Source organism: Microbacterium sp. MYb66 (assembly GCF_002979435.1).
GTDB lineage: Bacteria > Actinomycetota > Actinomycetes > Actinomycetales > Microbacteriaceae > Microbacterium.
Genome location: NZ_PCOV01000004.1, coordinates 78,306 through 91,420, shown reverse-complemented (window position 1 = coordinate 91,420; position 13,115 = coordinate 78,306). Strand labels below are relative to the sequence as shown.

Below are 13,115 nucleotides of genomic sequence, written 5' to 3'. Positions count from 1 at the left end.
ACTCCTGGTCAGAAAGGTCGGGTATCAGAAGGACTCGTCTTCGCTGCCGCCGTAGAAGTGGGCGCCGTCGAAACCGGGCACCGAATCCTTGAGCGACAGACCGAGCGAGATGAGCTTGTCGCGCACCTCGTCGACCGACTTCTGGCCGAAATTGCGGATGTTCATGAGCTGCGTCTCCGACAAGGCGACGAGCTCAGAAACGGTGTTGATGCCCTCACGCTTCAGGCAGTTGTAAGAGCGGACCGAGAGGTCGAGGTCTTCGATCGGCATCGACAGCTCGCTGGAGTTCACTGCCTCCACCGGCGCCGGACCGATCTCGATGCCCTCGGCCTCGACGTTCAGCTCGCGGGCGAGACCGAACAGCTCGGTGAGCGTCTTCGCAGCCGAAGCCACGGCGTCGCGCGGGCTGATGGCCGACTTGGTCTCGACGTCGAGGACGAGCTTGTCGAAGTCGGTGCGCTCCCCGGCACGGGTCGCGTCGACGCGGTAGCTGACCTTGAGGACCGGCGAGTAGATCGAGTCGATCGGGATCTGACCGGCCTCGGCGTACTCGTTGCGGTTCTGCGTCGCCGAGACGTAGCCGCGGCCACGCTCGATCGTGAGCTCGAGCTCGAACTTCGCGGTGTCGTTCAGCGTGGCGATGACGAGCTCCGGGTTCTGCACCTCGACACCGGCCGGAGCCGAGATGTCGGCGGCGGTGACCTCGCCCGAACCGGTCTTGCGCAGGTACGCCGTGATGGGCTCATCGCGCTCTGACGAGACGACGAGCTGCTTGATGTTGAGGATGATCTCGGTGACATCCTCCTTCACGCCGGGGATGGTGCTGAACTCGTGCAGCACGCCGTCGATGCGAACGCTGGTGACAGCAGCACCGGGGATCGACGACAGCAGGCTGCGACGCAGCGCGTTGCCGATCGTGTAACCGAAGCCGGGCTCCAGAGGCTCGATGATGAACCGGCTCCGGTTCTCGACGATCTTTTCCTCGGTCAGTGTGGGACGCTGTGCAATAAGCACTCTGTGTTCCTTTCGATCACATGCCCGCTATATGACATGTGGTGGGGTGAGGTTTTGAGTTTTGGGAAGTCGATGCCCGCATGCGGGCGACGAGCCGCTCGGACCCGAAGGGCCGAGCGGCTCGAACGCGCGTCAGACGCGGCGGCGCTTCGGCGGACGGCAGCCGTTGTGCGCCTGCGGGGTGACATCCTGGATCGAACCGACCTCGAGGCCGGCGGCCTGCAGCGAGCGGATCGCGGTCTCGCGGCCGGAGCCCGGACCCTTCACGAGGACGTCGACCTTCTTGACGCCGTGCTCCGCGGCCTGGCGAGCTGCGGACTCGGCAGCCATACCGGCGGCGTACGGGGTCGACTTGCGGGAGCCCTTGAAGCCCACGCCACCCGACGATGCCCAGGCGATGACAGCGCCGGACGGGTCGGTGATCGAGACGATCGTGTTGTTGAACGTCGACTTGATGTGGGCCTGGCCCAGCGCGATGTTCTTCTTTTCCTTGCGGCGCGGCTTGCGCGCGGCGGCCTTGGGTGCAGCCATGAAAGTGTTCTCCTAGTCCCTGGGGCCGCGCTTAGCGGGCCTTCTTCTTGCCTGCGACGGTGCGCTTCGGGCCCTTGCGGGTACGGGCGTTGGTCTTGGTGCGCTGACCACGGACCGGGAGACCACGACGGTGGCGGATGCCCTCGTAGGAGCCGATCTCGACCTTGCGGCGGATGTCTGCGGCGACCTCGCGGCGCAGGTCACCCTCCACCTTGTAGTTGCCTTCGATGTGGTCGCGGAGGGCGATCAGCTGGTCGTCGCTGAGGTCCTTCACGCGGATGCTCTCGTCGATGTCCGTCGCCTTGAGGATCTCGACCGAGCGGGTACGGCCGACGCCGTAGATGTAGGTAAGGGCGATCACCACGCGCTTGTCGCGCGGGATGTCAACGCCGGCAAGACGTGCCATGCGGTTCTCCTGGGTGTTGTGGAGGTGTGGAACAGGATCGGTGCCCGGGCCTCCGCCCGAGGTGTCCCCCGCTTCCGCGGGTTCTGATCCTGCCGTTGTGTTTTCAGTTGTGAGATGTGCGTGAGCGATGCCGCGCAGCTCGGGCCGTCGATCGGATCGGCGGGCCCGCCGGGGACTCAGCCCTGGCGCTGCTTGTGACGCGGGTTGCTCTTGCAGATCACCATGACGCGGCCGTGACGGCGGATCACCTTGCAGTGATCGCAGATGGGCTTGACGCTGGGGTTGACCTTCATGATGTTTCCTGTTCGCTGTCTTCGTACCGCCCCGGGCAGGGGCAGGCCGTTACTTCTCGACCGATCAGCGGTAGCGGTAGACGATACGGCCGCGGGTCAGGTCGTAGGGGCTGAGCTCCACGACCACACGGTCCTCGGGGATGATGCGGATGTAGTTCTGTCGCATCTTGCCGGAGATCGTTGCAAGGACCTTGTGTCCGTTGCTGAGCTCAACGCGGAACATCGCGTTGGGCAGAGCCTCGGAGATCACGCCCTCGATCTCGATGACACCGTCTTTCTTAGCCATAGCCTCGCTGACGCTTCTGCAGACCGGTCGATCTGCGGTGGGTGATTGGATTGCGGTGCTGCGCCGCCGGACACGCCGAATCAAGGCACAAAGCACCAAAGATCTATGTTAGACGCTCCGGAGCCATCCGGCAACTTGAGCGCCGGTGGAGAACGGCCCGATCACCCGAGCAGCTTCTCCATGATCGTGATGTCGCCGGCCTGCAGGTCGAGGCGCTTGCCGTTGACCTCGATGGTCGGCGTTCCCTGGATCTCGTGGTTCTTGGTCTGATCCCCGATGAAGTCCATGTAGGTGCCGTCGGCGATGCAGTCCGCGGCGGCTCCCGCCCCCACCTGGTCGGCCAAAGCGGCGAGCTCGTCGTCGGTGAGACCGGCGGTGTTCTCCTCGGGCTGGTTCTCGAACAGGAGGTTGAAGTAGTCCAGCGCCGACTCCGGCGCCTTCTCGGCCACGCAGTACACCGAGGCGGCCGCGCGCGTCGAGAACTGCGTGTTCTGCGAGTAGCGGTCGAGGATCGAGATCGGGTGCAGGTTCAGGGTGATCTTCCCGTCGGCGGCCGCGGCCTGCAGCTGCTCGCCGTACTGCTTCTCGAAGTCGCCGCAGATCGGGCACATGAAGTCGACGAACGTGTCGACCTCGTCCTCGCCGTCGCCGAACGAGATCGCGCCGGTCTCCTCGTTGATGATGTCGCTCTTCGGAGCGACCCCAGGCGCGGTCGCCTGATTATTGAGGAACACCACGAGTCCACCGATCGCTACCAGCACCACGACCACAGCGATGGAGACGCCGATCGCGAACCAGTTGGTGTTGCTCTTCGCCGCTGCCATTACTTTCCGATCTCTCGAGGCTCTACCCCGAACGGGGCGAGTCCGGCTCTTCCGCCATCGGGCGCGGTGAGCACCCAGATACCACCATCATGCAGTGCGACGCTATGTTCCCAGTGAGAGCCGTCCGTGCCGTCGACCGTGGTGACCGTCCAGTCGTCGTCCTCGACGAAGGTCGCCTCTCCCCCCGCGGTCACCATCGGCTCGATCGCGAGCACGAGACCGGGCTTCACGTCTTCGCCGCGGTCGGGCGTGCGGTAGTTGAAGACACTCGGGGCCTCGTGCATCTTCCGGCCGATGCCGTGGCCCACATACTCGCGGAGGATGCCGTAAGGCTCCCCGGAGACCGCAGAGGGCCCCTGAGCCTCGATGTAGTCCTGGATCGCCGCACCGATCTCGTCGATGGACGACACGGAGGCCATCGCGGCGATGCCGGCCCACATCGAGCCCTCGGTGACGCGGGAGAGCTCCTGGCGCCGGGCGACCAGCTCGGCACGCTCCGGGTCGGGGACGACGACGGTCATCGCACTGTCCCCGTTCCAGCCGTGGAACTGCGCTCCGCAGTCGACCGACACGATGTCTCCGGGCTGCAGCACCCGCTCCCCCGGGATGCCGTGCACGACCTGCTCGTTCACCGAGATGCAGGTGGTGTGGCGGTATCCCCGCACCAGCTGGAAGTTCGACTCCGCGCCACGAGCGAGGATCGTCCGGTTCGCCACGGCATCCAGCTCCAGCGTCGTGACTCCGGCTCTGATCAGCGGACGGACGGCGTCCAGCGCCGCTGCCGTGATGAGCCCGGGCTCGACCATGGCTCGCAGCTGAGCCGGGGTCTTGTAGATCGACCGGCGGAACATCTCAGGACGCGGAGGCCGCGAGACGCAGGCCGCGGGCGGCCAGCGCCGCCGTGATCCGCTCGGTGACCTCGTCGAGAGCGCCGGTTCCGTCGATGCGGTCCACGATGCCCTTGGCGCCGTAGACCTCGATGATCGGAGCGGTCTCGCGCTCGTAGATGTCGAGGCGGTGGCCGATGGCCTCCGGGGTGTCGTCCGAACGGCCCTGCTCGGTGGCGCGGAGCGTCAGACGCTCCAGGCTCTCCTCACGCGGCACATCGAGGAGGATGACCGCGTCGAGCGACTCCCCGCGCTCCGCGAGGAACGACTCCAGGTGCCCGACCTGCGCGGTGTTGCGCGGGTATCCGTCGAGCAGGAACCCGTGAGCCGCGTCTTCCTGAGACAGCCGGTCGCGCACGATCTCGCTCGTCAGCTCATCCGGGACCAGGTCGCCCTTGTCGAGGATCGCCGTGACCTGCTGGCCCAGCGGCGTCCCCTCCTTGATGTTCGCCCGGAAGATGTCACCGGTCGACACGACCGGGATGCCGTAGGACTCGGCGATGCGCACGCCCTGCGTGCCCTTGCCGGAACCCTGCGGGCCGACGATGAGAAGACGTGCGGATGCTGTCATCGGAGGAGCCCTTCGTAGTGTCGCTGCTGCAGCTGCGCGTCGATCTGCTTGACCGTCTCGAGACCCACACCGACGATGATGAGGATCGAGGCGCCGCCGAACGGGAAGTTCTGGTTCGCGCCGACCGTGGCCAGCGCGATCAGCGGGATGAGCGCGATCAGACCCAGGTACAGCGAGCCCGGAAGCGTGATGCGGGTGAGCACGTAGTCGAGGTACTCGGCCGTGGGACGACCCGCACGGATACCCGGGATGAACCCGCCGTACTTCTTCATGTTGTCTGCGACCTCGACCGGGTTGAACGTGATCGCCACGTAGAAGTAGGTGAACCCGATGATGAGCAGGAAGTAGGCGGCCATGTACACCGGGCTGTTGCCGGTGGTGAAGTTCGTCGTGATCCAGGTGACCCAGGCGGCCGGGGTGGACCCGTCCTGCGGAGTGTTGAACTGGGCGATCAACGCAGGGATGTAAAGCAGCGACGAGGCGAAGATGACGGGGATCACACCCGCCATGTTCACCTTGATCGGGATGTACGTGTTCGTCCCGCCGTACGTGCGACGTCCGACCATCCGCTTGGCGTACTGCACCGGGATGCGTCTCTGCGACTGCTCGACGAAGACGACCAGTCCCATGACGATGATTCCGACGAGCAGCACCAGCAGGAAGACCTCGAAGCCCTTGGTCTGCCAGATCAGGCCCATAGCTCCGGGGAACGTCGCGGCGATCGAGGTGAAGATGAGGAGCGACATGCCGTTGCCGATGCCGCGCTCCGTGACGAGCTCGGCGAACCACATGATCAGACCCGTGCCGGCCGTCATCGTCATGATGATGAGCAGCTGCGCCCACCAGACGTCGTTCGTCAGGAGCTGCTGGCAGGCGGCGAGATCTGTCGAGCCGAAGAGCTGCCCACTGCGCGCCACCGTGACGAGCGTCGTCGACTGGAGCAGCGCGAGGGCAATCGTGAGGTAGCGCGTGTACTGGGTCAGACGGGCCTGGCCGGCCTGCCCTTCCTTGTGCAGCGCCTCGAAGTGCGGGATGACGACGCGGAGGAGCTGCGTGATGATCGTCGCGGTGATGTAGGGCATGACGCCCAGCGCGAAGATGGAGAGCTGCAGCAGTGCGCCGCCGGAGAAGAGGTTGACCAGTCCGAGCAGCCCATCGGTGCCCGCGTTGGCGGCAAGACACTCCTCGACATTCGGGAAGTTCACGAACGGGGCCGGCACGTTGGAACCGAGTCGGTAGATCGCGATGATGGCGAGGGTGAAACCGATCTTCCGACGCAGGTCGGGGGTGCGGAAGATCCGCGCGATGGCGCTAAACAAGGACGTTCCTCCTGAAAAGGTTGCCGATTCCCGAAGGACGGCTGAAAGACCAGGGTAACGCAAACCAGGGTCCCCGGAATTCGTCACCGATCCCCGGCCCGCCGGATGCGGCCCCAGAGCGAGGTCTCGGAGTGTGAAACCACAAGAGGGGCCGGAGAATCTCCGACCCCTCTCGTGCAGCGGTTACTTGACGGATCCGCCCGCCGCGACGATCTTCTGCTCGGCAGAACCCGAGACCTTGTCGACCGAAACGGTGAGCTTCACGGCGATGTCGCCGTTTCCGAGAACCTTGACCTTCTCGTTCTTGCGAACGGCACCCTTGGCGACCAGGTCGCCGATGGTGACATCGCCACCCTTGGGGTACAGTTCCGCGAGCTTCTCCAGGTTGACGACCTGGTACTCGACGCGGAACGGGTTCTTGAACCCGCGCAGCTTCGGGGTGCGCATGTGCAGCGGCATCTGCCCACCCTCGAAGCCGACGCGAACGGTGTTGCGCGCCTTGGTGCCCTTGGTACCACGACCGGCGGTCTTGCCCTTCGAGCCCTCACCACGGCCGACGCGAGTCTTGGCGGTGTTGGCCCCGGGAACGGGACGCAGGTGGTGCACCTTCAGCACACCCGGGCGGGATGCCGGAGCATCCTTCGCGGGTGCAGCCTTCTTGGCAGCCGGCTTCTTGGCCGCAGGCTTCTTGGCCGCGGCCTCGCCCTTGGCATCGGCGGCAGCGCTCTTGGCCGGAGCCTTCTTCGCAGCCGGCTTCTTCTCGGCGGCAGCCTTGGGAGCTGCAGCCTTCTTCGTGGCCTTCTCAGCCTCGACGGCCTCGTTCTTCTCAGCCATTAGTCGATCTCCTCAACCTTGACGAGGTGTGCGACGGTCTTGACGTAACCGCGCGTCTGCGCGTCGTCGGGGCGGACGGTGGTGTCACCGATCCGCTTCAGACCGAGGCTGCGCAGCGTGTCGCGCTGGTTCTGCTTCTCGCTCACCTTGGACTTGATCTGCGTGACCTTCAGTCGCGCGGCCATCAGGCACCTACCTTCTGTGCGGCGATGGCCTCGGCCTCGGCGCGCACGAGGCGTGCCGGGGCGACCTGGTCGAACTCGAGGCCACGACGTGCGGCGACCGCACGAGGCTCCTCGAGCTGCTTCAGGGCGGTGACCGTCGCGTGCACGATGTTGATCGTGTTCGACGAACCGAGCGACTTCGACAGCACGTCGTGGATTCCGGCGCACTCGAGCACGGCGCGGACCGGACCACCGGCGATGACACCGGTACCGGCAGCGGCCGGACGGAGCAGGACCACACCGGCGGCCGCCTCACCCTGCACCGGGTGCGGGATGGTGCTGCCGACGCGCGGAACGCGGAAGAAGTTGCGCTTGGCCTCTTCGACACCCTTCGAGATCGCCAGGGGGACCTCTCGTGCCTTGCCGTAGCCGACGCCGACCAGACCGTTGCCGTCACCGACGACCACGAGGGCGGTGAAGCTGAAGCGACGACCACCCTTCACGACCTTCGAGACGCGGTTGATCGTGACGACGCGCTCCAGGAACTGGTTGTCACCACGGTCGCGCGAGTTGCGGTCGCGGCCACCCTGGTTGCGGTCGCCGCGGCCACCGCGGCGGCCGTCACGCTGATCGCGAGCCGGCTCAGCCTGCGTGGTGCCGGCAGCCGTCTCGGAAGTGGCAGCAGCCGCTTCGGTCACTTCGTTCTCCTTGTTGTCACTCACAGTGCCAGACCCCCCTCGCGGGCGCCGTCGGCGATGGCGGCGACACGACCGGCGTAGCGGTTGCCGCCACGGTCGAACACTGCCTCGGAAACGCCGGCAGCCTTCGCACGCTCGGCGAGGAGCTCGCCGACCTTGCGGGCCTTGGCGGTCTTGTCACCCTCGAGCGAGCGCAGGTCGGTCTCGAGCGTCGAAGCCGACGCCACGGTGTGACCCTTGCTGTCGTCGACCAGCTGCACGAAGACGTGGCGGGCCGAGCGGTTGACGACGAGGCGCGGACGCACCTCGGTGCCGACGACCTTCTTGCGAAGGCGGGCGTGACGACGCGCGCGGGCGTCAGACTTTGACTTGAGAGCCATGGTTACTTACCACTCTTTCCGGCCTTGCGACGCACGACCTCGCCGGCGTAGCGCACGCCCTTGCCCTTGTACGGCTCGGGCTTGCGGATCTTGCGGATGTTCGCAGCTGCCTCGCCGACAGCCTGCTTGTCGATTCCGCTGACGGTGAGCTTGGTGGTGCCCTCGACCGTGAGCGTGATCCCGGCGGGCGGGTCGATCAGGACCGGGTGCGAGAAGCCGAGGGCGAACTCGACCGAGCTGCCCTTCTGCTGCACACGGTAACCGGTACCCACGACCTCGAGACCCTTGGTGTAGCCCTGGGTCACGCCGATGATGTTGTTGTTGATGAGCGTGCGGGTCAGGCCGTGAAGCGACCGCGACTCACGCTCGTCGTCGGGACGGGAGACCAGAACCTGGTTCTCCTCGACCGCGACCTCGATGGGGCTGGCCACCGTGAGGGTGAGCTCACCCTTGGGGCCCTTCACCGCGACCTCACGGCCGTCGACCGAAACGGTCACGCCCGCGGGAACGTCGATGGGAAGTCGTCCAATACGCGACATTTCGAATTACCACACGTAGGCGAGAACTTCTCCGCCCACGCCCTTCTGCTCAGCCTGACGGTCGGTGAGAAGACCGGAGGAAGTGGACAGGATGGCCACGCCGAGGCCGCCGAGGACCGTGGGGAGCTCGGTCGACTTCGCGTAGACGCGGAGGCCGGGCTTCGAGACGCGCTTGATGCCAGCGATCGAGCGCTCACGGTTCGGGCCGTACTTCAGCGTCAGCGTGAGGTTCTTCCCGACGCGAGCGTCAGAGGTCTCCCAGCCGGCGATGTAGCCCTCCTGCTGGAGGATCTGAGCGATGTGCGTCTTGAGCTTGCTCGACGGCAGGGTCACGGAATCGTGGTGCGCCGAGTTCGCGTTGCGCAGACGGGTCAGCAGATCTGCGACCGGGTCTGTCATTGTCATGGTTGTTTTCCTTTGTTCATGAGGTTCCGGCTGCCGTTACACGACAGACGGCCTGCGATGACACGCAATCTTCAATTGTACGTGCACATCGACGGGCTCAGTGACACATGACCACTGAGCCCGTCAAAGGTGTTACGCCTGTGCGTCTTCCGAGCGGAACGGGAAGCCGAGGTGGCGGAGCAGAGCCCGACCCTCGTCATCCGTCTTCGCGGTGGTGACGACGGTGATGTCGAAACCGCGAACCCGGTCGATCTTGTCCTGATCGATCTCGTGGAACACGCTCTGCTCCTGGAGACCGAAGGTGTAGTTGCCGTTCCCGTCGAACTGCTTGGCCGAGAGACCGCGGAAGTCGCGGATACGGGGCAGTGCGAGCGAGACCAGGCGGTCCACGAACTCCCACGCGCGGTCGCCACGGAGGGTGACGTGCGCGCCGATGGCCTGGCCCTCACGCAGCTTGAACTGCGCGATGGACTTGCGGGCCTTCGTGACGATCGGCTTCTGGCCGGTGATCTTGGTGAGGTCGTCGACCGCACCATCGATCACCTTGCTGTCGCGAGCTGCCTCGCCGACACCGGTGTTCACGACGACCTTGACCAGTCCGGGGATCTGCATGACGTTCGCGTAACCGAACTCTTCCTGCAGCGCCTTCTTGATCTCGGAATTGTACTTCTGCTTCAGGCGCGGCTGGATCTTGCCAGCCGGCGCGGCAGTATCGGTGCTCATCAGAGGTCCTTACCGCTCTTCTTCGCGTAACGCACGCGGACGGTGCGCTTCACGCCGTCCTTCGTCTGCTCCTCCACCCGGTGGCCGACCTTGGTCGGCTTCTTGGTCGAGGGGTCGACGAGTGCGACGTTCGAGATGTGGATGGAGGCTTCGACGGTCTCGATGCCTCCGGTCTTGGTGCCACGCTGCGTCTGGCCGACGCGGGTGTGCTTGGTGACGTAGTTCACGCCTTCGACGATGACGCGGTTCTTCTCGGCAAGGACATCGAGGACCTTGCCCTGCTTGCCGCGGTCGCCGCCACGCTCCTGCGTCGCACCGGTGATGACCTGAACCAGGTCACCCTTCTTGATCTTCGCCATGATTAGATGACCTCCGGCGCCAGCGAGACGATCTTCATGAACTTCTTGTCGCGAAGCTCACGACCGACCGGCCCGAAGATACGGGTGCCGCGGGGCTCCCCGTCGTTCTTCAGGATGACTGCGGCGTTCTCGTCGAACTTGATGTAGGAGCCGTCCGGACGACGGACCTCCTTCTTGGTGCGGACGATGACCGCCTTGACGACGTCGCCCTTCTTCACGTTGCCACCGGGGATCGCGTCCTTGACGGTCGCGACGATGGTGTCACCCAGACCGGCGTAACGACGCTTCGAGCCACCGAGAACGCGGATGGTGAGCAGCTCCTTGGCGCCGGTGTTGTCGGCGACCTTGAGTCGGGATTCCTGCTGAATCACTTGGCCTTCTCCAGAATCTCCACCAGGCGCCAGCGCTTCGTGGCGCTCAGCGGGCGGGTCTCGTTGATCAGGACCAGGTCGCCGATGCCGGCGGAGTTCGCCTCATCGTGCGCCTTGACCTTCGAGGTGCGGCGGATGACCTTGCCGTAAAGCGGGTGCTTCACGCGGTCCTCGACCTCGACCACGATGGTCTTGTCCATCTTGTCGCTGACGACGTAGCCGCGACGTGCCTTGCGGTAACCGCGGGCAGCGGAGTCGCGGACGTCGTGCTCGGACGACTCGTGTCCTGCGGCCTGCGTCTCCACAGTCGCTTCCTTCTTGGTGGCCATCACTCAGCCTCTTCCTTCACGGCGTCGTCGGCGGAGTCCGCCTTCTTCGCCTTCGACTTGGTCGCCTTCTTGGCCGGAGCCTCGACCGGAGCGGGCGTCGCACGGATGCCCAGCTCGCGTTCGCGGATCACGGTGTAGAGACGCGCGATGTCGCGCTTGACGGCGCGGATGCGGCCGTGGCTCTCCAGCTGGCCGGTGGCCGACTGGAAACGGAGGTTGAACAGCTCCTCCTTGGCCTTGCGCAGCTCCTCGACGAGGCGCTGGTCTTCGAATGTATCGAGCTCTGCCGGGGCGAGCTCCTTGGTGCCGATCGCCATTACGCGTCGCCCTCCTCGCGCTTGATGATGCGTGCCTTGAGCGGCAGCTTGTGAATTGCACGGGTCAGAGCTTCGCGAGCGAGCTCCTCGTCGACACCCGCGACCTCGAAGAGGACACGGCCCGGCTTGACGTTGGCGACCCACCACTCGGGGGAACCCTTACCGGAACCCATGCGGGTCTCGGCAGGCTTCTTCGTGAGCGGACGGTCGGGGTAGATGTTGATCCACACCTTTCCACCACGCTTGATGTGACGGGTCATCGCGATACGAGCGGACTCGATCTGACGGTTCGTCACGTAAGCGGGCGTGAGGGCCTGGATACCGTACTCGCCGAAGGAGACCTTCGTGCCGCCGGTGGCCTGACCCGAGCGACCCGGGTGGTGCTGCTTGCGGAACTTGACCTTACGGGGGATGAGCATTATGCCGACGCTCCTTCTGCGACAGGTGCCTCGTTGCGCGGGGCACGGCGGCGGTCGCCACCACGGTCGTCACGACGAGCCTTGGGTGCGTTGGCCTGCTCGCGAGCGAGCTCCTTCGCGGTCAGGTCGCCCTTGTAGATCCAGACCTTCACGCCGATGCGGCCGAAGGTGGTCTTCGCCTCGTAGAAGCCGTAGTCGATGTTCGCGCGCAGCGTGTGCAGCGGCACACGACCCTCGCGGTAGAACTCCGAACGGCTCATCTCGGCGCCACCGAGGCGGCCGGAGACCTGGATGCGGATGCCCTTGGCGCCTGCGCGCTGAGCGCCCTGCAGACCCTTGCGCATCGCACGACGGAACGCCACGCGAGCAGACAGCTGCTCGGCGATGCCCTGTGCGACGAGCTGAGCGTCGGCCTCGGGGTTCTTGACCTCGAGGATGTTCAGCTGGATCTGCTTGCCCGAGAGCTTCTCGAGGTCGCCGCGGATGCGCTCGGCCTCGGCGCCACGACGACCGATCACGATGCCCGGGCGGGCGGTGTGAATGTCGACGCGGACGCGGTCACGGGTGCGCTCGATCTCGATGTTCGAGACACCGGCGCGGTCGAGCTGCGTCTTGAGCAGGTTACGGATCTTGATGTCCTCGGCGACGTAGTCGGCGTAACGCTGACCCGGCTTCGTCGAGTCAGAGAACCAACGCGAGACGTGGTCCGTCGTGATGCCGAGACGGAAGCCGTACGGGTTTACCTTCTGTCCCATTACTTGCTCGCCTTCTTGTTGCTGTCGCCCGCGGCGGCCGGAGCTGCCTCAGGCGTCGAGAGCACGACCGTGATGTGGCTCGTGCGCTTCTTGATCTGGAAAGCGCGACCCTGTGCACGGGGCTGGAAACGCTTGAGCGTGGTGCCCTCGTCGACGTACGCGTTGGCCACGTACAGGTCCTTCTCGTCGAGGAACTCGCCGTCGCGATCTGCCTTGACCTGCGCGTTGGCCATGGCCGACGCGACAAGCTTGTAGATCGGCTCGCTGGCGCTCTGCTGTGCGAACTTCAGGATCGCCAGAGCCTCCTGGGCCTGCTTGCCCTTGATGAGCGCGACGACACGACGAGCCTTCTGAGGGGTCACGCGGATGTGTCGCACGCGTGCGATCGATTCGACCATTAGCGGCGCCGCCCCTTCTTGTCGTCCTTCTCGTGGCCGCGGAAGGTGCGGGTGGGCGCGAACTCGCCCAGCTTGTGACCGACCATGGTCTCGGACACGAACACAGGGATGTGCTTGCGTCCGTCGTGGACCGCGATCGTGTGACCCAGCATGGCCGGGATGATCATGGACCGACGGGACCAGGTCTTGATGACGTTCTTGGTGCCGGCTTCGTTCTGCACGACCACCTTGCGAAGCAGGTGATCGTCGACGAAGGGGCCCTTCTTAAGACTGCGAGGCATCTTCTCTTACTC

At 65.3% G+C, this 13,115-nt stretch carries 24 protein-coding genes; all 24 read right to left on the bottom strand.

Features of this window, described 5'->3' with window-relative positions; all coding sequences use genetic code 11:
* Positions 1 to 24: 24 nt before the first annotated feature.
* The 24 genes from CQ045_RS10430 to rpsS all read right to left on the bottom strand — a co-directional run bounded on the left by CQ045_RS10430 (position 25) and on the right by rpsS (position 13,103).
* Positions 25 to 1,014: a DNA-directed RNA polymerase subunit alpha gene (locus CQ045_RS10430; protein ID WP_105670838.1), complete on the bottom strand. Its 990-nt coding sequence runs from the start codon at positions 1,012 to 1,014 to the stop codon at positions 25 to 27.
* A 132-nt stretch (positions 1,015 to 1,146) separates the two neighbouring features.
* Positions 1,147 to 1,545 carry a 30S ribosomal protein S11 gene (gene rpsK / locus CQ045_RS10425; protein ID WP_017829189.1) on the bottom strand — a complete coding sequence of 133 codons (399 nt, stop codon included), beginning with the start codon at positions 1,543 to 1,545 and terminating at the stop codon, positions 1,147 to 1,149.
* 31 nt (positions 1,546 to 1,576) lie between these two features.
* A complete protein-coding gene (rpsM, locus tag CQ045_RS10420; RefSeq protein ID WP_017201568.1) occupies positions 1,577 to 1,951 on the bottom strand; it encodes a 30S ribosomal protein S13 in 375 nt (124 codons plus the stop codon).
* 176 nt (positions 1,952 to 2,127) lie between these two features.
* The gene (gene rpmJ / locus CQ045_RS10415) at positions 2,128 to 2,244 is read right to left on the bottom strand and encodes a 50S ribosomal protein L36 (protein WP_005050492.1); all 117 of its coding nucleotides are present in this window, start codon (positions 2,242 to 2,244) and stop codon (positions 2,128 to 2,130) included.
* A gap of 64 nt (positions 2,245 to 2,308) precedes the next feature.
* Positions 2,309 to 2,530 (bottom strand): translation initiation factor IF-1, encoded by a 222-nt coding sequence (infA, locus tag CQ045_RS10410; protein WP_017201569.1) that lies wholly within the window; start codon positions 2,528 to 2,530, stop codon positions 2,309 to 2,311.
* Positions 2,531 to 2,691: 161 nt separating this feature from the next.
* Positions 2,692 to 3,354: a thioredoxin domain-containing protein gene (locus CQ045_RS10405; RefSeq protein WP_105723396.1), complete on the bottom strand. Its 663-nt coding sequence runs from the start codon at positions 3,352 to 3,354 to the stop codon at positions 2,692 to 2,694.
* Positions 3,354 to 4,205 (bottom strand): type I methionyl aminopeptidase, encoded by an 852-nt coding sequence (gene map / locus CQ045_RS10400; protein ID WP_105723394.1) that lies wholly within the window; start codon positions 4,203 to 4,205, stop codon positions 3,354 to 3,356. The genes CQ045_RS10405 and map overlap by 1 nt, the downstream gene beginning before the upstream one ends.
* Position 4,206: 1 nt before the next feature.
* Positions 4,207 to 4,812: an adenylate kinase gene (locus tag CQ045_RS10395; RefSeq protein WP_105723392.1), complete on the bottom strand. Its 606-nt coding sequence runs from the start codon at positions 4,810 to 4,812 to the stop codon at positions 4,207 to 4,209.
* A complete protein-coding gene (gene secY, locus CQ045_RS10390) occupies positions 4,809 to 6,131 on the bottom strand; it encodes a preprotein translocase subunit SecY (protein ID WP_105723390.1) in 1,323 nt (440 codons plus the stop codon). The genes CQ045_RS10395 and secY overlap by 4 nt, the downstream gene beginning before the upstream one ends.
* 183 nt (positions 6,132 to 6,314) lie before the next feature.
* Positions 6,315 to 6,965, bottom strand: a complete 651-nt coding sequence (gene rplO, locus CQ045_RS10385; protein ID WP_105723388.1) for a 50S ribosomal protein L15 — start codon at positions 6,963 to 6,965, stop codon at positions 6,315 to 6,317.
* The gene (rpmD, locus tag CQ045_RS10380) at positions 6,965 to 7,150 is read right to left on the bottom strand and encodes a 50S ribosomal protein L30 (protein WP_017201575.1); all 186 of its coding nucleotides are present in this window, start codon (positions 7,148 to 7,150) and stop codon (positions 6,965 to 6,967) included. The genes rplO and rpmD overlap by 1 nt, the downstream gene beginning before the upstream one ends.
* Positions 7,150 to 7,851, bottom strand: a complete 702-nt coding sequence (gene rpsE, locus CQ045_RS10375) for a 30S ribosomal protein S5 (RefSeq protein ID WP_029260927.1) — start codon at positions 7,849 to 7,851, stop codon at positions 7,150 to 7,152. Before rpsE ends, rpmD begins: the two co-directional genes overlap by 1 nt.
* Positions 7,848 to 8,207: a 50S ribosomal protein L18 gene (gene rplR, locus CQ045_RS10370; protein ID WP_029260926.1), complete on the bottom strand. Its 360-nt coding sequence runs from the start codon at positions 8,205 to 8,207 to the stop codon at positions 7,848 to 7,850. Before rplR ends, rpsE begins: the two co-directional genes overlap by 4 nt.
* Positions 8,208 to 8,209: 2 nt before the next feature.
* Positions 8,210 to 8,746, bottom strand: coding sequence for a 50S ribosomal protein L6 (gene rplF, locus CQ045_RS10365; protein WP_105723386.1), 537 nt, complete (start codon positions 8,744 to 8,746; stop codon positions 8,210 to 8,212).
* 6 nt (positions 8,747 to 8,752) lie between these two features.
* Complete coding sequence (gene rpsH / locus CQ045_RS10360) at positions 8,753 to 9,151, bottom strand: 30S ribosomal protein S8 (protein WP_017829198.1); 399 nt, start codon at positions 9,149 to 9,151, stop codon at positions 8,753 to 8,755.
* A 132-nt stretch (positions 9,152 to 9,283) separates the two neighbouring features.
* On the bottom strand, positions 9,284 to 9,874 hold the full coding sequence (gene rplE / locus CQ045_RS10355; RefSeq protein WP_105670832.1) for a 50S ribosomal protein L5: 591 nt from the start codon (positions 9,872 to 9,874) through the stop codon (positions 9,284 to 9,286).
* Complete coding sequence (gene rplX, locus CQ045_RS10350) at positions 9,874 to 10,233, bottom strand: 50S ribosomal protein L24 (protein ID WP_017829200.1); 360 nt, start codon at positions 10,231 to 10,233, stop codon at positions 9,874 to 9,876. Before rplX ends, rplE begins: the two co-directional genes overlap by 1 nt.
* 2 nt (positions 10,234 to 10,235) lie before the next feature.
* Positions 10,236 to 10,604 carry a 50S ribosomal protein L14 gene (gene rplN / locus CQ045_RS10345; protein WP_017201583.1) on the bottom strand — a complete coding sequence of 123 codons (369 nt, stop codon included), beginning with the start codon at positions 10,602 to 10,604 and terminating at the stop codon, positions 10,236 to 10,238.
* Positions 10,601 to 10,933, bottom strand: coding sequence for a 30S ribosomal protein S17 (rpsQ, locus tag CQ045_RS10340; RefSeq protein ID WP_021201120.1), 333 nt, complete (start codon positions 10,931 to 10,933; stop codon positions 10,601 to 10,603). Before rpsQ ends, rplN begins: the two co-directional genes overlap by 4 nt.
* Positions 10,933 to 11,250, bottom strand: a complete 318-nt coding sequence (gene rpmC / locus CQ045_RS10335) for a 50S ribosomal protein L29 (protein WP_017829202.1) — start codon at positions 11,248 to 11,250, stop codon at positions 10,933 to 10,935. The genes rpsQ and rpmC overlap by 1 nt, the downstream gene beginning before the upstream one ends.
* On the bottom strand, positions 11,250 to 11,669 hold the full coding sequence (gene rplP / locus CQ045_RS10330) for a 50S ribosomal protein L16 (protein ID WP_017829203.1): 420 nt from the start codon (positions 11,667 to 11,669) through the stop codon (positions 11,250 to 11,252). Before rplP ends, rpmC begins: the two co-directional genes overlap by 1 nt.
* Positions 11,669 to 12,424, bottom strand: a complete 756-nt coding sequence (rpsC, locus tag CQ045_RS10325; RefSeq protein ID WP_017201587.1) for a 30S ribosomal protein S3 — start codon at positions 12,422 to 12,424, stop codon at positions 11,669 to 11,671. Before rpsC ends, rplP begins: the two co-directional genes overlap by 1 nt.
* Positions 12,424 to 12,822 carry a 50S ribosomal protein L22 gene (rplV, locus tag CQ045_RS10320; RefSeq protein ID WP_017829204.1) on the bottom strand — a complete coding sequence of 133 codons (399 nt, stop codon included), beginning with the start codon at positions 12,820 to 12,822 and terminating at the stop codon, positions 12,424 to 12,426. The genes rpsC and rplV overlap by 1 nt, the downstream gene beginning before the upstream one ends.
* Positions 12,822 to 13,103: a 30S ribosomal protein S19 gene (rpsS, locus tag CQ045_RS10315; protein ID WP_017829205.1), complete on the bottom strand. Its 282-nt coding sequence runs from the start codon at positions 13,101 to 13,103 to the stop codon at positions 12,822 to 12,824. The genes rplV and rpsS overlap by 1 nt, the downstream gene beginning before the upstream one ends.
* Between the last annotated feature and the right edge of the window lie 12 nt (positions 13,104 to 13,115).